This window comes from Streptomyces albicerus, from assembly GCF_008905045.1.
Taxonomy (GTDB): domain Bacteria; phylum Actinomycetota; class Actinomycetes; order Streptomycetales; family Streptomycetaceae; genus Streptomyces; species Streptomyces albicerus.
Window position 1 is genome coordinate 60,938 of the sequence record NZ_VWMY01000001.1, and the last position, 20,046, is coordinate 80,983.

Consider the following 20,046-nt stretch of genomic DNA (forward strand, 5'->3'; position numbering starts at 1 on the left):
CGGAGACCTCTATGTCACGTGCATGTAAATCATCGGGGATGTGTCACGTCCCACACGGATCGCTCAACAGCCCTCGCGGTCCTTGGTGAGCGTCCCCTGAACGGTCACCAGGCTCCGGTCGTAACACCCGCCCGATCCGTACAGCCGGTAGCGCTCGCTGGTCGTACCGACGGCGTGCCGCTGGTCGCGCGGCACGTTCGCCGTATACGTCGCGTCGCCCGCGTAGCTGTCGTCGAGCCGGGACCACGCGGTGCGCCGGCCGCCCCGCGTCTCCACGACGGCGGCACGGTCCCCCAGTGACAGAACGGTCCGCAGCCGGTCACCCGCGCCGAGCGTCGTGGTGCCGTCCATGGTGTACGTGCGGTGCGCACGGGTCGACTTGGCGGGCCCGCGCCCGTCCACGGTGACCGTCTCGTCGTCGGTCCAGGTCCCCTTCAGTGCGTCCGTGTTCTCGCCGTCGGTCCAGCGGTGCACGGAGGAGTTGGCCAGCGCGCGGTCGACGGTGGTCGTCACGCGGCCGTGGGAGGTGTCGACGTACCCGGACACGGTCAGCCGATGCCCCGCCTTCGTGTCCAGCCTGTGCTCCGAACCGGGCGTGTACGTCGAGGAGTTCGCGAGGTCGCCCGCCCTGTGGGCGGTGAGCTTCCCGGTGACCCGCTCGCTCTTCGCGTCCTGCCAGACGAGGACGTTCACGGGGGTGCTCCAGCCGCTCTGCCCCTCCGGAACGCCCACTACGGAGACGTCGATCCGGTGCGGCCGGCCGTCGTTGAACAGCCCGGCGAACGGCGTCAGGTCGTACTCGACCGGCTTGATGTCGAAGGCACGCGGCCCCGGAATCACGTACCAGAGGAAGGGGTTGGACCAGCCTCCGGTCCACACGGTCGGGAACGGCGCGGCGATGCCCGCGAGTTGGCCGTCGACCTTGATCTGCACCTCGCGATAAGGGCCTTCGTCCGCCTTGCAGGAGTAGGGCGCGGCGTCGGGCACCGTCAGATACCAGTACTCCTCGCAGCCGCCGCCCGACCCGGTGGCGTACACCTCGGCGACGATGCGTTCACTGTTGCGGGGCGTGGTGACGGTGCCGTCCTGGAGGGTGAGGACGCGGTCGGGGGTGACGGCCGACTTGCCGGTGGCCTGCTCGCCGGTGGCCTGCGTGTCGGCGGGGTAGAACGTCAGCGCCACCTTGACGTCGATGATGCCCGTATACGTGTCGTCGACGACGTTGCCGATGAGCATCTCGACGTCGTGGTCGCCCCGGAACGTGTCGCTGTAGCGCGTGACGTCCTTCTCCACCGACCATTCGATGCCGTCGGGTGAGGGCTGCGGAGTGGACGTACGGAAGACCTCGACTCCGCCGATGTGCAGATAGCCGAGCCGGTCGAACTGCCGCCCCTTGACCTTGCCGTCGAGGCGCAACACGACCTTGCTCCAGCGCTCGCCGCAGCCGCGCGGGGGTGCGTACGTGCCCCTGTAGGGCGTGAAGTCGCGGAACTGCGCCTCGGCGACCGTCACTTCGCAGGACGTGCCGGCGGGCCTGGTGACGGGCGGGGCGGCCGTCAGGGGGTCGTGCCAGTCGGTGCCGAACTCGGCGGGTGGGTCCGCGGGTTGGGTGGCCCGCGCGGAGGACTGGGCAACCTGGGTGGAGGGCTGAGCCACCTGGGCGGAGGCTGGGGCGGCCTGGGCGGGTGCCGCTCCGAGGAGGGTGCTCGCCATGAGGGTCACTCCGGCGAGCATGGACATGCAAATCCGTCTTCTCATGGGCGGTGTTCTACGGGGAGTTGGCCCCGCCCGCAATGCGGCCTCGGGTCATGACGGAACCCCGCCACTGTCAGTACGGTGGTGCGACCGGTTGGCGAGGGGGCGCTATGGATCGGGAACGGGACGACGCACCACGCGGGTTACCTCGTTTCGCCCTCGGTCCGGTGGCGGGCCTGGCGGCCGTCTTCACCGTCGTACTGACCGCACTGTCCGGCCGATACGGGTACCACCGCGACGAGTTGTACTTCCTCGCGGCGGGCGATCACCTGGCGTGGGGGTACGTCGACCAGCCGCCGCTGACGCCGCTGCTGGCGCGGGCGGCCACCGCGCTGTTCGGGGACTCGACGGCCACGCTGCGAGTCCCGGCGACGCTCGCCTTCGTCGCCGTCGTCTTCGTGGTCGCGCTCATCGCGCGTGAGTTGGGCGGCGACCGGCGCACCCAGGTGCTCGCCGCGGGGCTCGCGGGCCTGGGCGGGCAGCCGTTGGCGGTCGGGCACATGGTGTCGACCGCCGGCTTCGATCTGCTGGCGTGGCTGGTGATCTGCTGGCTGGTGCTGCGGCTGCTGCGCACCGGCGACGGGCGGTGGTGGCTGCCGATCGGCCTGTGCGTCGGGGTCGGTCTGCTGAACAAGTACCTCGTGGCGCTGTTGGTCGTCGCGCTGCTCACGGCCGTGCTCGCCGTGGGACCGCGGCGGGTGCTGCGCAGTCCGTGGCTGCTCGCCGGTACGGCCGCCGCGCTCGCGGTGGCGGCGCCCAACCTGTGGTGGCAGGCCGACCACGACTGGCCGCAGCTGACCGTCGCGGACGGCATCAGCACGGACGACGGCACCGAGAACCGGATCCTGTTCGTGCCCGAGCAACTCATCTATCTCTCCCCGTTGTTCGTACCCGTGTGGGTCGCGGGCTGGCTGCGGCTGTGGCGCGATCCGGCGCTGCGCTGGGCCCGGGCGACGGCAGTGGCGTACCCGCTTCTGTGTGGGCTGGTTCTCGGGCTGGGAGGCAAGGGCTACTACGCCGTTCCGCTGCTGGTCGTGCTGCTGGTGGCGGGCTGCGAGCCGGTGCTCGCCTGGACGCGGCGTCATGGCCGTACGTGGCCCGTGGTGGCCGTCGTCCTGACGATCGCGGTCAACGCGATGGTGACCCTGCCGGTGCTGCCGCCGAGTGCGCTCGCCGTGCCGATGGCACTCAACAAGGAGCAGGGGGAGCAGGTGGGGTGGCCCGCGCTGGCTGACGCGACCGCGAAGGGGTGGTCAGCGATTCCCGAGCGCGAGCGGGCGCGCGCGGTGGTCTTCACGCAGAACTACGGCGAGGCGGGCGCCCTCGACCGCTACGGTGCCGCACGCGGGCTGCCCCGGCCCTACTCCGGCCATATGAGCTACGCCGACTGGGGTCCGCCGCCGGACTCGGCCGACGGACCCGTACTGCTTGTCCGGCAGGAGGACGCGGACGGCATCGAGCGGTACTTCACCGGCTGCCGTCGGGTCGCGCGCGTCGACAACGGTCACGGTGTGGAGAACGAGGAGCAGGGCGCGGCGGTGGTGCTGTGCTCCGGGACGACCGAGCCGTGGTCACGGCTGTGGCCGTCGCTTCGGCACTACTACTGATGCCTTCAGCGACTGATGAGGGGGCCGTCAGGCCTTGAGGTCCGCCTTGTCGCCCATCACCACGACCGGGTGCTGGTCCGGGTCGAGGGTGCGCAACAGGTACTCCATGCCCGACTTGGGCAGACTCACGCAGGCCGACGTACCGCTGCCATGGTCCATGTGCAGCCAGATGCTGCCGCCCTTGGACTGGCCCTGCGGTCGGGTCGGGTCGTTCGGCGAGGTGCCCTTGACTCGGTTGTAGTCGATGGCGATGACGTAATCGAAGTCGTGCCAGTGCGACTTGGCCCAGTAGCGCGGGGCCTGGAACGACGCCGACCGGGTGTACGGGAGCTGCGCGCCGGGGTCGGCGAGGACACCGCCCGCGTCGCTGAGCGTGAACACGCCGACAGGGCTGCGCTTGTCGCCCTCCCGGTGGTTGGTCGTCCAGCCCTTCTTGCCGTTGTGCCCCTCCCAGCTGCGGGTCTTGTCCCAGGTGGAGCCCGACTTGGTGTAGAGGACGATCGTGGAGTCCGCCGCGTCCTTGCCTTCGCCGTAGACCGCCACGACCTGGCGGGAGTTGGCCGGAATCTGCTTCTGCAGCCTGTCGCCGACGTCGGGGATGCGCTTGAGGTCGACGGTGCGCGCCTGCTTCTGCGGAGGCCGGTCGCCCGACTGCGCGTCGCTGTTGCCACCGCTCCCGCCATCCGAACCGCCGCACGCCGCCAGGGACATCAGAAGAGCCCCGCAGGCCGCGGCCACGGCCGTCGTACGCATCGCACCGCCTATTCGCATGCGATCCATCGTCGCACCGCGTTCCGGACGATTGCGCCCGGCCCCTTGACTTCCCGGCCAAATGCGGGCGGTCCGGGCCGAATCTTTGCCCTTCGGCGGAAAATCGTTTGCCCTCGGACACGCTCTGACGCGAACCTTTCACGGTTTGTTGCCTCCCCCCCACCCCGTTCTACGAGCCCCTGGGACGTCATGCAGATTCAAGACCTTCCGTATCCCGACCCGGGTGTGCCCGATGCGCGCTCGGGCGCCCGGTTCCTGGTGTGGCTCGGCCGGAATCAGCTCGGCGGACAGTTGAAGGCCCTGGCCTGGGGCCTGCTGCACTTCGTGTCGGTGTCCGGGCTGCCGTTCTGTGTCGGCTTCGCCGTCCAGGCCGTCGTGGACCGCTCCGGTGCGCGGCTCGGCCTGGCCGGCGGGCTGATCGTGGTGTGCGGGCTCGGCATCGCGCTGGGCGACACCATGCTGCACCGGACCGCGGTCACCAACTGGATCACCGCGGCCGCACGCGTCCAGCAATTGCTGGCACGCAGGACCGCCCTGCTGGGCTCCGCGCTGACGCGGCGCGTGGCGGCCGGTGAGATCGTCGCGGTCTCGACCGGTGACGTGGAGAAGATCGGCTGGTTCGTGGAGGCCGTGTCGCGGTTCACCGCGGCCGCCGTGACGATCGTGCTGGTCTGTGTCGCCCTCGTCGTCTACCAGCCGGCGCTCGGCATCGTCGTCGCCGTGGGCGTGCCTGTCCTGGCGCTGGCGGTGCTGCCACTGCTGCCCCGTGCGACCCGGCGCGCCGACTTCCAGCGCGAGAAGGCGGGACGCGCCACCGAACTGGCCTCGGACACCGTGGCGGGCCTGCGCGTGCTGCGCGGCATCGGCGGTGAGGAACTCTTCCTCGACCGCTACCGCCGCGCCTCGCAGGAGGTCCGCCGCGCCGCCGTGCGCAGCGCCCGTATGTGGGCACTGATCTCCGCGATCCAGGTCCTGCTGCCCGGCCTGCTGCTGATCGCGGTCGTCTGGCACGGCGTGAACCTGGCCCGCGAGGGCCGGATCACCGTCGGCGAGATGGTCACCGTGTACAGCGCGGTCATGATCCTCACGTACCCCTTGCGCCACTTCGAGGAAATCGCGATGGCGTACTCCTTCTCCCGGCCGTCCGCGCAGCGCGCGGCCCGGGTGCTGGCCCTGGAACGGGCGACGGACGGCGAGGGGTCGCGCGAGGCCGTGGTGCCGACCGGGGATCTGTACGACCCCGCGACGGGTCTCCTGGCGCCCACCGGACGGCTCACCGCCGTGGTGTGCGGTGACCCGGACGCCGCGGGTGTGCTGGCGGAGCGGCTCGGCGGGCATACGGCGGACTCCTCGGAGCTGCCATCGGCGCTGGTCGGCGGTGTACCGCTCGACGAGCTGCCGCTCGACTCCGCCCGGACCGCCGTTCTCGTCCAGGACAAGGACCCCGTCCTGCTCTCCGGCACACTGCGCGAACTGCTCGACGTGCCCGCCTCGGGAGACGTCAGTCCCGAGGAGGCGCTGGCCGCCGCCCAGTGCGGCGATGTCCTGGACGCGCTCGCCCAGGGGTCGCTGGACGCCGAGGGCCCGATGGACGCCCGGATCACCGAACGCGGCCGCTCTCTGTCGGGCGGCCAGCGCCAGCGCCTCGCACTGGCCCGGTCGCTGATCACGGATCCGGACGTGCTCGTCCTGGACGAGCCGACGTCCGCGGTCGACTCGCACACGGAGGCGCGGATCGCCGACGGAATCCGGTCCCTCCGGCAGGGGCGCACGACGGTGGTGTTCACCTCGTCGCCGCTGCTCCTGGACCACGCGGACCGGGTCGTACTCGTCCACGAGGGCGAGGTCGCGGCGGTCGGCGTGCACCGTGAACTGCTGCATAGCGAGCCCCGGTACCGGGCCGTGGTGACCCGTGAGACCGACGACGAGGCCGCCGCGCACGAGCTGGACCGGCTCACAGAACTCGACGAACTGGAAGAAATCGAGGAGACCGCATGATCGGCGTGGCGCCACCGGCCTACGACCCGGCGGCCCCGACGACCGCAGAGACCCTGCCCGTCGGCGCCCCCGCGACCGTACGCGCCTACGTGGTCGAACTGTTCCAACGGCACCGCCGGGCCTTCCTGTTGCTCATCACCGTCAACACGGTCGCCGTCATCGCCTCGATGGTGGGCCCCTACCTGCTGGGCTCCCTCGTCCAGCGCGTCTCCGACGGCGCGGCGGCGGCACGCGAACTCCATATGGAGCGCACCGCCGCGCTGTTCGTCCTCGCCCTGGTCGTCCAGGCCGTGTTCGTACGCCAGGTGCGGCTGCGGGGCGCCATGCTCGGCGAGCGGATGCTGGCCGATCTGCGCGAGGACTTCCTCGTGCGGTCGGTCGGCCTGCCGCCGGGCGTCCTGGAGCGGGCCGGGACGGGCGACCTGCTGTCCCGGATCACCACGGACATCGACCGGCTGGCCAACGCCATGCGCGAGGCCGTGCCGCAGCTGGCCATCGGTGTGGTGTGGGTGGTGCTGCTGCTCGGCGGGCTCGCCGTGACCGCACCGCCGCTCGCGCCCGCCGTGCTGGTCGCCGTCCCGATCCTGGTGGCAGGCTGCCGCTGGTACTTCAAGCGCGCGCCGTCCGCCTACCGCTCCGAGGCCGCCGGTTACGCCGCCGTGGCCGCCGTCCTCTCCGAGACCGTGGACGCCGGACGCACTGTCGAGGCGCACCGCCTGAGCGAGCGGCGCATCGGACTGTCGGACCAGCGGGTCAGGGAGTGGACCGCGTGGGAGCGGTACACCCTTTGGCTGCGCTCGGTGCTCTTCCCGGTCATCAACCTCACCCATGTCACGGTCCTCGGCTCGGTCCTGATGATCGGCGGGTTCTTCGTCCTGCAGGGCTGGATCGGCGTGGGCCAGCTGACGACGGGCGCGCTGATCGCGCAGATGCTCGTCGACCCGGTGGGCCTGATCCTGCGCTGGTACGACGAGCTTCAGGTGGCCCATGTCTCGCTGGCCCGGCTGGTCGGTGTCCGCGACATCGAGCCGGACGCCGGTGACGGGTCGCTGACCCCCGACGGGCGTGACGTGCACGCGGACCGGGTGCACTTCGGCTACCGCGAGGGCGTCGACGTGCTGCGCAAGGTCTCCCTGGAGGTCGCGCCCGGCACCCGGCTGGCCCTGGTCGGCCCGTCCGGCGCGGGCAAGTCCACGCTGGGCAGGCTGCTCGCGGGGATCTACGCACCCCGGACCGGCCGGATCACGCTGGGCGGCGCCGAACTGTCCCGGATGTCCGCCGAAAGGGTCCGCTCCCATGTGGCACTGGTCAACCAGGAGCACCACGTCTTCGTGGGCGCCCTGCGCGACAACCTGCTCCTCGCCCGCACGGACGCCGACGACGCCGAGCTGTGGGCCGCCCTCGGCGCGGTCGACGCCGACGGCTGGGCGCGGGCGCTGGACGACGGTCTGGACACCGAGGTCGGCTCCGGCGGACTCGCCCTCACTCCGGCCCAGGCCCAGCAGATCGCGCTCGCCCGGCTGGTGCTCGCCGATCCGCACACGCTGGTCCTGGACGAGGCCACCTCGCTCCTGGACCCGCGCGCGGCCCGGCACCTGGAGCGCTCCCTGGCCCGCGTCCTCGATGGCCGCACGGTGGTCGCCATCGCCCACCGGCTGCACACCGCTCACGACGCGGACGTGATCGCCGTCGTCGAGAACGGCCGCATCAGCGAACTCGGCAGCCACGACCAGCTGGTCGCCGCGGACGGCGCGTACGCCGCGCTGTGGCGGTCCTGGCACGGGTGACCGGGCGCTGCCCCCGGTCCGCCCCGGCTCGGGCGGGCCGGGCTCGGGCGGGCCGGGCTCGGGCGGGCCGGGCTCGGGCGGACCGGGCTCGGGCGGACCGGGCTCGGGCGGACCGAGCTGGGGCAGGCCGGGCTCGGTTCGAGGCTCGCTCATGATCAGGTCGGGGTCACGGCGCGACGTGCTCCCGGCCTCGGCCCCGGCCGACGCTTCTGCCTGATGAGCGGGCCGGAGCCGTCGGCCGGGCCCCGTGGCGTTGCGCGGTATCGGAGAGGGGTGGAAGGCTGGATGTCGGCACCGGCTCGGGGAACGCCCGGGAACCACCTGGTTCCGCATGTTCCGCACGGGCGAGTCCCGGGCCCATCGGCCCGCGCACCCGCCGCCGAACATGGTGACAGCAGGCCGGCCCGCACCACCTGGAGGTAGCCGTGGACAGCGCCGACGGATGGGGAGACGACGTCTACCAACCCGACGGATCCGAGGTTCAGGACGACGCGGGGCTTCTCGATGCCGAGGACACCCTGGAATCCGACGGCGTGAGCGATCCTCTGGACCGGGGCTGGTCACCTCCGGAGCGGCCGTGGGCGGTGGAGCGCAAGGACGTGACCGCGGCCGAACGGCATCGCGGCGAGACCCTGGACGAACGCCTCGCGGAAGAACTGCCGGACATCGCGGTTCCCGACGGAGACGGCATCGGAGACAGCCCGGACTCGGACGGCGAACCGTTGGACGACGAAGTTGGCACCGTCCGCTCCGGACGTCTCGTGGCGCCCGACGAAGGCGCGCACGAGGACGAGGAGAGCGGGTTGATCGCCACCGATGTGGGCATCGACGGCGCCGCTGCCTCGGCGGAGGAGGCCGCCATGCACATCGTCGACGAGGACGCCAGGTACGGCTGACCTCGTCTCCTCCCCCACACCGTCCGCGCACCCACTCCCCATGCAAGGAGCACCCATGCAGCAGGACAAGCAGCCCGAGTACCACCCCGTCGTCTTCCGCGACCGTGCCGCCGGATACGCCTTCCTCACCCGGTCCACCGCCACCAGTGACCAGACGATCGACTGGGACGACGGCGAGACGTACCCCGTCGTGGACGTGGAGATCTCCTCGGAGAGCCACCCCTTCTACACCGGCAAGGCCCGGACCGTGGACACGGAGGGACGGGTCGCCCGCTTCGAGAAGCGGTACGGCAGCGGGAGCCAGGGCCAGGCGTCGGGCGGGGGCGACGCGGCGTGATCCTCGCCGAAGGCGTGTGTCCCGTCGGTCGGGGACGGGGACGGGGACGTCCGGCCGACTGACGGGGACGTCCGGCCGGGGCACAGCGGCGCCTGCCCGGCCGTCGCGTTCCCTCAGATGAAGTTGAGCGCGGCCGCGCAGCCCACTCCGCCGAGCACCATGAACGCCGGCATCAGCACCTTCAGCTCGACCCAGCTGCCCGCCCTGAACCGCATCGCCTTGGGCGGCCCGATCGGGTACCAGCGCTTGCGGCCGACCGGGATCGGCCACAGGATCGGGCAGCCCGACACCGTCAGCGCATCCCCGATGTCGTGCACCAGCGCGCCGAGGACAACCGCCAGCCCGAGCCAGAGGTACTCCTGGCCCGGCTCCGTGAACAGCCAGTCGGAACCGTTGCCCGGCTTGTCCAGTACTCCCGCGAGGATCCAGGCACTCGTCGCGGCGAGCAGCCAGACCAGGACGTCGGCGCTGGAGCCACGCGTCGCGCGCCAGAGGAGCCCCTCGATGGCGAGCACTATGTGCACGAAGAGGATGGCCAGGACCCCCCAGCGGTCTCCCGTGATCGCGATGGCCGACGTCCCCGCACCGATCAGCACCGCCCACAGCCAGGTGTGCGTCAGGGTGCGGTGCCCGCCGGAGCGGCGCGGGTCGCCCGCCTTCTTCGTCCCCTTGTAGACGGCGTACGAGAGCTTGTCGACGATCTCGCACAGGCCCCGCGAGAGGGGTCCGAAGGCCCGCGAGATCGTGGCCGCCTTGTGGTCCAGATCCGGGGCGAGCGCGGCGCCCGCGCAGATCAGTGCGCCGACCAGGAGCACCGGCCAGGGCATCGTGTGACCGGCGGCGGCCGCCGCGGCTCCGACGCCCAGCCAGGCCGCAGCCCCCGACAGTGAGTGTGCTGGTCCCATCATCGCCGTACCCCGCCCCATTCCTCTTGTCCTGACAGCCAGTTGCCCAGGTGCGCTGACGCGCCGTCGGCGCCACAGCGTAGCGTTCGTGATCTTCGGTCCCGCAGCCGATTCCCTTATCGGGTGGGATCACAGGCAAGATGGGGGCGTGACCCTTATCGATCAGCTGCCGCAGACCGCAGATCCCGACGCCCTCTACGAAGCCTTCGAGTCGTGGGCCGTGGAAAGCGGTATCGCGCTCTACCCCCACCAGGAGGAGGCGCTGATCGAGGTGGTCTCGGGTGCGAACGTGATCGTGTCGACACCCACCGGCTCCGGCAAGAGCCTGATCGCCGCCGGTGCGCACTTCGCGGCGCTCGCCCGGGACGAGGTCACCTTCTACACGGCGCCGATCAAGGCGCTCGTCTCGGAGAAGTTCTTCGAGCTGTGCAAGCTCTTCGGCACCGAGAACGTCGGCATGCTGACCGGCGACGCGTCCGTGAACGCCGACGCCCCTGTCATCTGCTGCACCGCCGAGGTCCTGGCCTCCATCGCGCTGCGCGACGGCAAGCGCGCCGACGTCGGCCAGGTCGTCATGGACGAGTTCCACTTCTACGCCGAGGCCGACCGCGGCTGGGCCTGGCAGATCCCGATCCTGGAACTGCCGCAGGCCCAGTTCATCCTGATGTCGGCGACTCTCGGCGACGTCTCGATGTTCGAGGGGGACCTGACCCGGCGGACCGGCCGTCCCACCTCGGTCGTCCGCTCGGCCACCCGTCCCGTCCCCCTCTCCTACGAGTACAAGCTGACGCCGCTCACGGAGACACTCACCGAGCTCCTCGAGACCAAGCAGGCGCCCGTTTACATCGTGCACTTCACCCAGGCCCAGGCCGTGGAGCGGGCGCAGGCGCTGATGAGCATCAACATGTGCACACGCGAGGAGAAGGACCAGATCGCCGAGCTGATCGGCAACTTCCGCTTCACCACCAAGTTCGGCCGCAATCTCTCCCGCTACGTACGGCACGGCATCGGTGTGCACCACGCCGGCATGCTGCCCAAGTACCGGCGCTTGGTGGAGAAGCTGGCGCAGGCCGGTCTGCTGAAGGTCATCTGCGGCACGGACACCCTCGGTGTGGGCGTCAACGTCCCGATCCGCACCGTGCTGTTCACAGCTCTGGCGAAGTACGACGGCAACCGGGTGCGGACGCTGCGCGCACGGGAGTTCCATCAGATCGCGGGGCGGGCCGGGCGGGCCGGCTTCGACACGGCGGGCTTCGTCGTGGCGCAGGCTCCCGAGCACGTCGTCGAGAACGAGAAGGCCCTCGCCAAGGCGGGCGACGATCCGAAGAAGCGTCGCAAGGTGGTGCGCAAGAAGGCGCCGGAAGGCTTCGTAGGCTGGACGGAGAACACCTTCGAGAAGCTCATCTCCTCCGATCCTGAGCCGCTCACCTCGCGCTTCCGGGTCACGCACACGATGCTTCTGTCGGTGATCGCCCGGCCCGGCAACGCCTTCGCCGCGATGCGGCATCTGCTGGAGGACAACCACGAGCCCCGCAAGCAGCAACTGCGGCACATCCGGCGGGCGATCGCCATCTACCGCTCGCTCCTCGACGGCGGCGTGGTGGAGAGGCTCGACGAGCCGGACGCCGATGGCCGCATCGTGCGCCTCACCGTGGACCTGCAGCAGGACTTCGCCCTCAATCAGCCGCTGTCGACCTTCGCGCTCGCCGCGTTCGAGCTCCTGGACCCCGAATCCCCTTCGTACGCCCTGGACATGGTGTCCGTGGTGGAGTCCACGCTGGACGACCCGCGGCAGATCCTCGCCGCCCAGCAGAACAAGGCCCGTGGCGAGGCTGTCGCGGCGATGAAGGCCGACGGCGTCGAGTACGAGGAGCGCATGGAGCGGCTCCAGGACGTGTCGTACCCCAAGCCGCTGGAAGAGCTGCTCTTCCACGCGTACAACACCTACCGCAAGAGCCATCCGTGGGTCGGCGACCATCCGCTCTCCCCGAAGTCCGTCATCCGCGACATGTACGAACGGGCGCTCTCCTTCACGGAGTTCGTGTCCTTCTACGAGCTTGCCCGCACCGAAGGCATCGTGCTCCGCTACCTGGCGAGTGCCTTCAAGGCCCTCGACCACACCGTCCCGGACGATCTGAAGTCCGAGGACCTGGAGGACCTGATCGCCTGGCTCGGCGAGATGGTGCGGCAGGTCGACTCCAGCCTCCTCGACGAGTGGGAGCAGCTCGCCAACCCGGAGGAGATGACGGCCGAGGAGGCCCAGGAGAAGGCCGACCAGGTCAGGCCGGTCACCGCGAACGCGCGCGCCTTCCGGGTCCTCGTCCGCAACGCCATGTTCCGCCGCGTAGAGCTCGCCGCTCTCGACCAGGTCGAGGAACTCGGCGAGATGGATGCCGAATCCGGCTGGGACGCCGACGCCTGGGGTGAGGCGATGGACAAGTACTGGGACGAGTACGACGACCTCGGCACCGGACCCGACGCGCGCGGCCCCAAGCTGCTGATGATCGAGGAAGAGCCGCAGAACGGCCTGTGGCGCGTCCGGCAGACCTTCGCCGACCCGAACGGTGATCACGACTGGGGCATCAGCGCGGAGGTCGACCTCACGGCCTCCGACGCCGAGAGCCGCGCCGTCGTCAAGGTCACCGACGTCGGCCAGTTGTGAGCACAGGAGAACGCGACACATGACGAACCCAGCGGAACGACTCGTCGACCTGCTCGACCTGGAGCAGATCGAGGTCAACATCTTCCGTGGTCGCAGCCCGCAGGAGTCCCTGCAGCGGGTCTTCGGCGGGCAGGTGGCGGGCCAGGCCCTGGTCGCCGCGGGCCGCACGACGGACGGGGAACGGCCCGTGCACTCCCTGCACGCGTACTTCCTGCGCCCGGGCCGGCCAGGCGTGCCGATCGTGTACCAGGTCGAACGGGTCCGCGACGGGCGGTCGTTCACCACGCGCCGCGTCACCGCCGTGCAGCAGGGCCGCACGATCTTCAATCTGACCGCCTCCTTTCACAAGCCTGAGGAAGGGAGCTTCGAGCACCAGCTGCCGCCGGCCCGCGAGGTCCCGGATCCTGAGTCGCTCCCGACTGTCACTCAGGAGATCAAGGAGCATCTGGGCGCGCTCCCCGAGACGTTGGAGCGCATGGCCCGACGCCAGCCCTTCGACATCCGTTACGTGGACCGGCTGCGCTGGACCCCGGAGGAAATCGAGCACGCCGAGCCGCGCAGTGCCGTGTGGATGCGCGCCGTCGGGCCCCTGGGCGACGACCCGCTGATCCACACGTGCGCGCTCACCTACGCGAGCGACATGACCCTTCTGGACGCGGTCCGCATCCCGGTGGAGCCCCTGTGGGGCCAGCGCGGTTTCGACATGGCGTCTCTGGATCACGCGATGTGGTTCCACCGGCCGTTCCGCGCCGACGAGTGGTTCCTGTACGACCAGGAGTCGCCGATCGCTACGGGCGGCCGGGGTCTGGCCCGAGGCCGGATCTACGACCTGGAGGGACGCCTGCTCGTGTCCGTGGTCCAGGAGGGGCTGTTCCGCAAGCTCGAGGCCTGACGGGTCAGGGGTTTCTGCGGCGCAGCCAGCCGAGGAGGCGACGTGGGCGCGCCGGTTCGTCGATCGTCTGCCGCACCTCGGCCGACTGTCGAACCTCGGCCGGCTGCTGTGGCACATCGGCAGACTGCCGCTCGTCGACAGGCTGCCTCCGCTCCTCGATCGGCTGCGGTCGTTCTCGGTTCGTGGCCGGCCGCCCGGGCTTCGGTGTCGGTCGCGGCGCCGGGCGATGTGCGCGTGCCTCCCCAAGCGCGTTCGCCAGGTCGGACCGGAGCCAGCTGATCTCATCCGGGTCCTCCGCCGTCATGATCCGAGCGGCGACATGGGCGGCGGGCGAATCGGGTGCGCCGTGGGTGGTCTGTTCGGGCCGGAAGCGGTTCATGTAGGCGCGTTCGTAGGGGTCCGCGACGATCTCCGCGACCTGCACGGGATCGAGCAGTGACGCCACGGCCGCGGCGCGCGCCCAGGGGTCCTCGGTCTGCCGCAGCAGGAAGCCCACATGCCGCCCTCGCCAGTTCCGGGCCCGCAGGTCCAGACCCGCGTCCAGTTGGTCGCGCAGTCCCTCGGGCGTACGGCCGTTCAGCAGCTGCGCGTGCTCCTCGCTCTCGGCGAACTGCCGTAGTTCCTCTGCCAGATACAGCCAGACCACGGCCCTGTAGCGGTTCAGATAGAACTTGACGGGCGCGATGAAGCCCAGGCGTGCGAACCGTGTGAACCGGGCGGCCGTCACGTCCATGAGGGCCGCGCCTTCCGAGGTGCCGACCGCTTTGACGCGCTCCCGCAGGGCGTCCGGGAAGCCGTCCTCGGACCTCACCCGCTCGATCTCCGCGCGGGCGACGCGACGGCCTCCGCCGCCTTCGTCGGGGACGGTTCGGATGCAACCGAGTCGTACGGCGAGGTCGAACTCGCCTCGCTTGAGCCCCAGTTCTCGCGCGGCGCGGCTCGGTGCGAGTGTCGGCCGGGCCGCCATGGCGACGGCCGGGCTCGCGGTGGGCATGACGGACTGCGTGATGGTGTTGCCGGACATCGTGGTTCTCCCCCGTTGCAGCGGTGTGCACTTGCGTGCGCTTGCTTCGAGAAAAACCGTAGCCGGTTCGCCGCGCCCCGCGCCGAGCCTGTGGATAACTATGACTGTGGCGGCGTCTGTGCAGGTCAGAGGTCTATTGCGGATGAGTGTTCCGGCTGTCGGGCATCGACGTGGAGGTGTTCGCCGACGCGGTTGACGAGCAGCGTCATCTCGTACGCGACCTGGCCGATGTCGGCCTCCGCCGCGCTGAGCACGCACAGACAGCTGCCGGTACCCGCGGCCGTGACGAAGAGCACGGCGTCATCGAACTCGATCATTGTCTGGCGCACTCGACCCGCGCCGAAGTGGCGGCCCGAGCCCTTGGCCAGGCTGTGCAGGCCCGACGAGACGGCGGCGAGGTGTTCGGCGTCCTCCCGCCTGAGACCCGTGCTCGCTCCGGTCACCAGCCCGTCGTTGGACAGCACCAGCGCGTGCCGTACGTGCTCGACGCGCTGGGTCAGGTCGTCCAGCAGCCAGCCAAGTCCTTGGTTCTCAGCCATGATCCGTCTCCCCGTGGATACGCGACTCCCCCTGGCCGGAGGATCTGATCAACCAGACTTCCCCACCGCCGCCGTCCGGGCAAGGAGGATGGGGGCATGGCACAGAAGATGACCGATGAGGAATGGCGGGCGTTCGTCTCGCACGGCACCCGGACCGGCAAATTGTCGACTGTCCGGGCCGACGGGAGCCCGCATGTGGCGCCGATCTGGTTTCTGCTGGACGGGGACGACCTGATCTTCAACACGGGCAAGGACACCGTCAAGGGACGAAATCTGGCCCGGGACGGCCGGGTCGCATTGTGCGTGGACGATGACCGGCCACCGTATGCGTACGTCGTCCTGCGGGGGCGCGCCCGGATCTCGGAGGATCTCGACGAACTCCGGCTCTGGGCCGGGCGGATCGGCGGCCGGTACATGGGCGAGGAGCGGGCCGAGGAGTTCGGTGCTCGCAACGGCGTGCCCGGCGAACTCCTCGTACGCGTGAGGATCGAGAAGGTTCTCGCGGAAGCCTCTGTCTCGGACTGAGCAGGGCTTTGAAACGGGTCGGCGAGGGGCCTCGCATCGGCCGAGCGGGGCCCTCGCGACAGCCGATAGGAGGTCTTCGCGTCGGCGGAGCGAGGGTCTTCCGGTCAACCGACCGAGTCGAGCAGCCGGGCGGTGTGCATCCGCCCGGCGTACTCGACGAGCCGTATCAGCACCTCCTTCCCCGAGTCGCGGTCACGGGCGTCGCAGAGCACCACGGGTGTTCCCCGGTCGAGGTCGAGGGCGCGGGACACTTCGTGGGCGCCGTACGTGCGCGCGCCCGTGAAGCAGTTGACGGCCACCACGAAGGGGATGTGCCGGTGCTCGAAGTAGTCCACCGCGGGGAAGCAGTCCTCGAGGCGTCGGGTGTCCGCGAGGACGACGGCGCCGAGCGCCCCTTGTGACAGTTCGTCCCACAGGAACCAGAAGCGGTCCTGCCCAGGCGTCCCGAACAGGTAGAGCGACAGGCCGGACCTGATGGTGATGCGGCCGAAGTCCATGGCGACGGTCGTCGTGACCTTCTGGTCCACGCCGTCGGTGTCGTCCACCGACTGGCCCGCCTCGCTCAGCAGTTCCTCGGTGCGCAGCGGCCTGATCTCACTCACCGCGCCCACCAGGGTGGTCTTGCCCACGCCGAATCCGCCGGCGACGAGAATCTTCAACGCCAGGGCGGCCGTCTCACCGCTCGTGGCGTCGGAGTGTTCGGAGCCCATCGATCACTTCTCTCAGGAGTGCCGACAACGGTCGGAGTAGGTGCAGGGGTGCGGAGTCAGCATCATGACAACTGCAGTTCCGTTTAGAGGAGTTGGACCGCTAACTGACCGTTCTGGCCGTCTTGCGCCCGTTCGGTGCCCGGATGGGCGCACAACGCGGTGCGGGATGGCTCGGCAGGGGATCTGATCCTTCATCTACAGGGCCCTCAGTCCTTCGATGACCTCGCGCAGGATGCGCTCGTCGGGCAGTTGCGCGGGCGGCACCGGGCGGCTGACCGTGACACAGCCCAGCTCCAGGAGGTCGCCCAGGAGCACGCGCACCACGCCCACGGGCAGGTCGGCGTCCGCAGCCAGTTCGGCGACCGACTGGGTCTCGATCCGGCAGAGTTCGATGAGAGCCCGGTGTTCCGGTCCGAGTGAGGTGTCTTCGTCGACGTCGGGTGCCCCCGTGTCGAGGGTGACGAGCGCGATCAGGTCGAAGCGCACCCCGGTGGGGCCGGGCTTGGTGCGTCCACCCGTCATGGCGTACGGGCGGACGAGCGGCCCGGCCTCGTTGTCGTACCACTGGCTGCCCGGCTGTTCAGGGGCGCCTGTCCGGTCCTCGGTCATGTGTGCCGACCCCCTCGGTCAGCCGGCCGCGGGTGGGTGAGCGGCGACGCGCGGCGCCGAGTACAGGTGCTCGCCCACTTGTTTGACCAGGCGTGCCATCTCATACGCGACCAGTCCGATGTCGGCGGTCACCGCGCTGAGTACGGCGAGACAGGAGCCGTCGCCGGCGGCCGCGACGAACAGGAAGCCGTCGTCCATCTCCACCATGGTCTGACGTACGCCGCCGGCGCCGAAGTGGCGGCCTGCGCCCTTGGCCAGGCTGTGGAAGCCGGAGGCGACCGCGGCGAGATGCTCCGCGTCCTCGCGCCTGAGGTCGCTGGACGCGCCCACCGCGAGTCCGTCGTTGGACAGCACGACGGCATGCCGCACTTCGGCGACGCGCAGCACCAGGTCGTCCAGCAGCCAGTCGAGTTCGCCGGACCGCTGTGCGGTCCCCATGCCCGGGTCCTGGATCATGCGGGGTCTCCTTCGCTGCTGTCGCTGCCCGCTACGGGGTCGGGGGTGGCGCCGACGCCGGGTGTACGCCCGCCGCCGCGGGCCCACCCGGCGCGGTAGGCCGCCATGCGGTCCCGTACCAGTTCGGGGGTGCGCTCTTCGTCGTCCCGGTGACGCGGGGCTTCCGCGGGTTCTTCGGGGCGTTCTTCGCGCAGTTGCGGGGCGAGGCTGGCTTGTCGTACGCGTCGTGGGAGTTCGCCGGATTCCGCGGCGTCGTCCTCAGGCCGGTGCAGGCGCAGAGTGGTGACGCCGGGCGGGGGGCCTTCGTGCGTGCCCTCGGAGGAGGCCTCCGCGGGGGCCGGCATGGGGGGCACCAATGCGGGCCGCTCCGACATCGCCTCTACGGAGTCGCGCTTCGGGGCGGCGCCGGGCACGCGTGCGTACTCGCGTTCCGCGGGGCGTTGCGCGTCCGCACGGCGGTTACCGGAACGTTCCTCCGCACCGGTGTGCAGCAGTGCCGTGGGCAGCAGCACGACCGCGGTGGTGCCTCCGTAGGGCGAGGTTCGCAGGTGCACCTTGATGCCGTGCCGGGCGGCGAGCCTGCTCACCACGAAGAGCCCGAGCCGGTCGCTGTCGAACAGGTCGAGCGCTTCGGACTGTTCGATGCGTCGGTTGGCCTCGGCCAGGGTCTCCTTCCCCATGCCGAGTCCGCGGTCCTCGATCTCCAGGGCGTAGCCGTTGCCGACCGGTTCGCCGGTGATCCGCACTCTGGTGTGGGGTGGTGAGAACTGGGCGGCGTTCTCGACGATTTCGGCCAGGAGGTGCGTGAGGTCGGCGACCGCGGCTCCGACGACCGAGGTCTCCGGCAGTTGTCGTACCTCCACGCGCGCGTAGTCCTCGACTTCGGAGACGGCCGCGCGGACCACGTTCGTCAGGGAGACCGGCATGCGCCAGGCCCGGCCGGGGGCGGCTCCGGAGAGGATGATCAGGCTCTCCGCGTGGCGCCGCATCCGCGTGGTGAGGTGGTCGAGCCGGAAGAGGTCGCTCAACTCGTTCGGGTCCTCGGACCGGCGCTCCATGCTGTCGAGCAGGCTCAGTTGGCGGTGGACTAGGACCTGGCTGCGGCGGGCGAGGTTGACGAAGACCCCGGAGATGCCGCTGGCGAGCTCCGCGCGTTCGGCCGCGGCACGCAGGGCGGCACGGTGCACGGTGGTCAGGGCTTCCGCGACCTGCCCGGCCTCGTCCTCCGCGGGCGGCCCTGGCGGGGCCTCGGCCTGGACGTCGATCTCCTCGCCGGCGCGCAGTTTCCGCATGGCGTGCGGGAGTTTGCGCCGGGCGATCTCCAGGGCGCTGTTGCGCAGGCTCACCAGCTCGATGACGAGTCCGCGTCCGATGCGTACCGAGATGACGAGTGACGCGGCCACGGCGGCCAGTCCCAGCAGTACTGCGGCACCTGCCGGTGAGAGCAGGCCGCGCCGGAACGGGTCGGCCCGGTCCGAGACGCCTCGGCCGGCGTCCGCCTCGATCGTTCGCATGTCGTCGCGCACGCGCGCGTGCGCGGCCTTCCAGGTCGCCTCGGGCGCGGCGTCGAGTGCCTTGCCGCCGGGCCGGGTCACGAGCACCTTGTCCTCGACGGCGCGTACGTCGGCGTACGCGCTCCCCTCCACGAGGCCCTGCCAGGCGGCGCGTTCGGGCCCACGCAGATCGGCGACGGCGGATTCGGTGAGCAGCCTGCGCGTGTCGACGGCCCCGGTGAACATCCGTAGCCGCTGTCCGTCGAGAGTCCCGGCGAGCCGGGCGCCCGCGAGTACCGCGTCCTCCTGTGCCAGGGCCTCTCCCGCCCGGGAGAACTCGAGCAGCACGCGCGCGTCGGAGCCGATTTCCGCGTCCTGGATGCCGGTGAGCGCGCCGCCGACTCCGAAGGCCGTCGAGATGGTCTTGGTGTACCGCTGGTACGTCTCGTCCCAGCCCGTCCGCCGGTCGAGTACCGCGGTGCGCAGGGAGCGCAGCTGTTCGGCTCCGGTGACGAAGGTTTCGAGGCGCCCGGCCACTCCGGAGGGCAGCTCTTCGCTGTCGGCGACGGTGTTGTGGTCCCCGAGCCGGAGTTTCGCCACTTCCCGGTCGGTGCGTGCCGCCAGTTTCTTGAGGTCGCTCTCCTGGTCGGCGGCCGGTTTGGTCGCATAGCGGACGGCCGCGGCGCGTTCGTCCTGGAGCGCGGCGACGGCCGAGGCGACCGGGGCGCGAACCTGGGAGTCCACGCGTTGCAGCTGCCGCAGCCGTGAAACGTCCTGGGCGGTGGTGACGGTGGCGTACGCCCAGAGGGCGAGCAGGGAGATGACGGGCACCATCAACAGGCAGACGATCTTCGCCCGCACGGTGCGCGGGCGCAGACTCCACGCACCTGCGCGCGGGGGCGTGGCACTCGGCGCCGTGCCGGCGGATTCCTCCGGGAAGGAGCCTTCGTCGGCCGGCGGTCCGGCGTGCGCGCGGCGGCCACGCACCGGGGTGGGCGGTGGCTGGGAGCCGTCTGTGGGGGTCCTACGGGGTGTACGCATGGCCTCCTCGCTCGGAGTGGTTCGGGGGGCGCGCCTGCC

Annotated in this window: 17 protein-coding genes; 8 read left to right on the plus strand and 9 right to left on the minus strand. The window is 70.7% G+C overall.

Annotated elements, in window-relative coordinates:
* Positions 1-63: 63 nt before the first annotated feature.
* Positions 64-1,758 (minus strand): peptide-N4-asparagine amidase, encoded by a 1,695-nt coding sequence (locus tag GAS53_RS00320; protein ID WP_151475319.1) that lies wholly within the window; start codon positions 1,756-1,758, stop codon positions 64-66.
* 107 nt (positions 1,759-1,865) lie between these two features.
* Between GAS53_RS00320 and GAS53_RS00325 the strand changes: the two genes are divergently transcribed.
* Entirely contained in the window at positions 1,866-3,362 is a 1,497-nt protein-coding gene (locus GAS53_RS00325) for a glycosyltransferase family 39 protein (protein WP_151475320.1), read from the plus strand.
* A gap of 27 nt (positions 3,363-3,389) precedes the next feature.
* On the opposite strand, the gene GAS53_RS00330 is transcribed toward GAS53_RS00325, so the two are convergent.
* The gene (locus GAS53_RS00330; RefSeq protein WP_192582881.1) at positions 3,390-4,133 is read right to left on the minus strand and encodes a hypothetical protein; all 744 of its coding nucleotides are present in this window, start codon (positions 4,131-4,133) and stop codon (positions 3,390-3,392) included.
* 189 nt (positions 4,134-4,322) lie between these two features.
* Between GAS53_RS00330 and GAS53_RS00335 the strand changes: the two genes are divergently transcribed.
* From GAS53_RS00335 to GAS53_RS00355, 4 genes are all read left to right on the plus strand, one after another.
* A complete protein-coding gene (locus GAS53_RS00335; RefSeq protein WP_151475321.1) occupies positions 4,323-6,131 on the plus strand; it encodes an ABC transporter transmembrane domain-containing protein in 1,809 nt (602 codons plus the stop codon).
* Entirely contained in the window at positions 6,128-7,918 is a 1,791-nt protein-coding gene (locus GAS53_RS00340) for an ABC transporter ATP-binding protein (RefSeq protein WP_151475322.1), read from the plus strand. The genes GAS53_RS00335 and GAS53_RS00340 overlap by 4 nt, the downstream gene beginning before the upstream one ends.
* Before the next feature lie 425 nt (positions 7,919-8,343).
* A complete protein-coding gene (locus GAS53_RS00350) occupies positions 8,344-8,814 on the plus strand; it encodes a DUF5709 domain-containing protein (RefSeq protein ID WP_151475323.1) in 471 nt (156 codons plus the stop codon).
* Positions 8,815-8,869: 55 nt separating this feature from the next.
* Entirely contained in the window at positions 8,870-9,151 is a 282-nt protein-coding gene (locus GAS53_RS00355; protein WP_151475324.1) for a type B 50S ribosomal protein L31, read from the plus strand.
* 113 nt (positions 9,152-9,264) lie between these two features.
* Here the strand turns inward: GAS53_RS00355 and GAS53_RS00360 are convergent, their stop codons facing one another.
* A complete protein-coding gene (locus GAS53_RS00360) occupies positions 9,265-10,059 on the minus strand; it encodes a metal-dependent hydrolase (protein ID WP_151475325.1) in 795 nt (264 codons plus the stop codon).
* Between the two features lie 145 nt (positions 10,060-10,204).
* Between GAS53_RS00360 and GAS53_RS00365 the strand changes: the two genes are divergently transcribed.
* Together GAS53_RS00365 and GAS53_RS00370 are read left to right on the plus strand one after the other, a co-directional pair.
* Positions 10,205-12,718: a DEAD/DEAH box helicase gene (locus GAS53_RS00365; RefSeq protein ID WP_151475326.1), complete on the plus strand. Its 2,514-nt coding sequence runs from the start codon at positions 10,205-10,207 to the stop codon at positions 12,716-12,718.
* Between the two features lie 19 nt (positions 12,719-12,737).
* The gene (locus GAS53_RS00370) at positions 12,738-13,610 is read left to right on the plus strand and encodes an acyl-CoA thioesterase (protein ID WP_151475327.1); all 873 of its coding nucleotides are present in this window, start codon (positions 12,738-12,740) and stop codon (positions 13,608-13,610) included.
* A gap of 4 nt (positions 13,611-13,614) precedes the next feature.
* On the opposite strand, the gene GAS53_RS00375 is transcribed toward GAS53_RS00370, so the two are convergent.
* Positions 13,615-14,634 (minus strand): DUF6397 family protein, encoded by a 1,020-nt coding sequence (locus tag GAS53_RS00375; RefSeq protein WP_404829157.1) that lies wholly within the window; start codon positions 14,632-14,634, stop codon positions 13,615-13,617.
* 125 nt (positions 14,635-14,759) lie between these two features.
* Entirely contained in the window at positions 14,760-15,173 is a 414-nt protein-coding gene (locus GAS53_RS00380) for a roadblock/LC7 domain-containing protein (protein ID WP_151475328.1), read from the minus strand.
* Positions 15,174-15,269: 96 nt separating this feature from the next.
* On the opposite strand from GAS53_RS00380, the gene GAS53_RS00385 reads away from it, so the two are divergent.
* Entirely contained in the window at positions 15,270-15,698 is a 429-nt protein-coding gene (locus GAS53_RS00385; protein WP_151475329.1) for a PPOX class F420-dependent oxidoreductase, read from the plus strand.
* A 104-nt stretch (positions 15,699-15,802) separates the two neighbouring features.
* Here GAS53_RS00385 and GAS53_RS00390 read toward each other — a convergent pair whose 3' ends face one another.
* The 4 genes from GAS53_RS00390 to GAS53_RS00405 all read right to left on the minus strand — a co-directional run bounded on the left by GAS53_RS00390 (position 15,803) and on the right by GAS53_RS00405 (position 20,007).
* Positions 15,803-16,408 carry a GTP-binding protein gene (locus GAS53_RS00390; RefSeq protein WP_151475330.1) on the minus strand — a complete coding sequence of 202 codons (606 nt, stop codon included), beginning with the start codon at positions 16,406-16,408 and terminating at the stop codon, positions 15,803-15,805.
* 195 nt (positions 16,409-16,603) lie between these two features.
* Positions 16,604-17,017, minus strand: a complete 414-nt coding sequence (locus tag GAS53_RS00395; protein WP_151475331.1) for a DUF742 domain-containing protein — start codon at positions 17,015-17,017, stop codon at positions 16,604-16,606.
* Positions 17,018-17,035: 18 nt separating this feature from the next.
* Positions 17,036-17,473 carry a roadblock/LC7 domain-containing protein gene (locus GAS53_RS00400; protein WP_151475332.1) on the minus strand — a complete coding sequence of 146 codons (438 nt, stop codon included), beginning with the start codon at positions 17,471-17,473 and terminating at the stop codon, positions 17,036-17,038.
* Entirely contained in the window at positions 17,470-20,007 is a 2,538-nt protein-coding gene (locus GAS53_RS00405) for a nitrate- and nitrite sensing domain-containing protein (RefSeq protein WP_151475333.1), read from the minus strand. The genes GAS53_RS00400 and GAS53_RS00405 overlap by 4 nt, the downstream gene beginning before the upstream one ends.
* Positions 20,008-20,046: the final 39 nt, after the last annotated feature.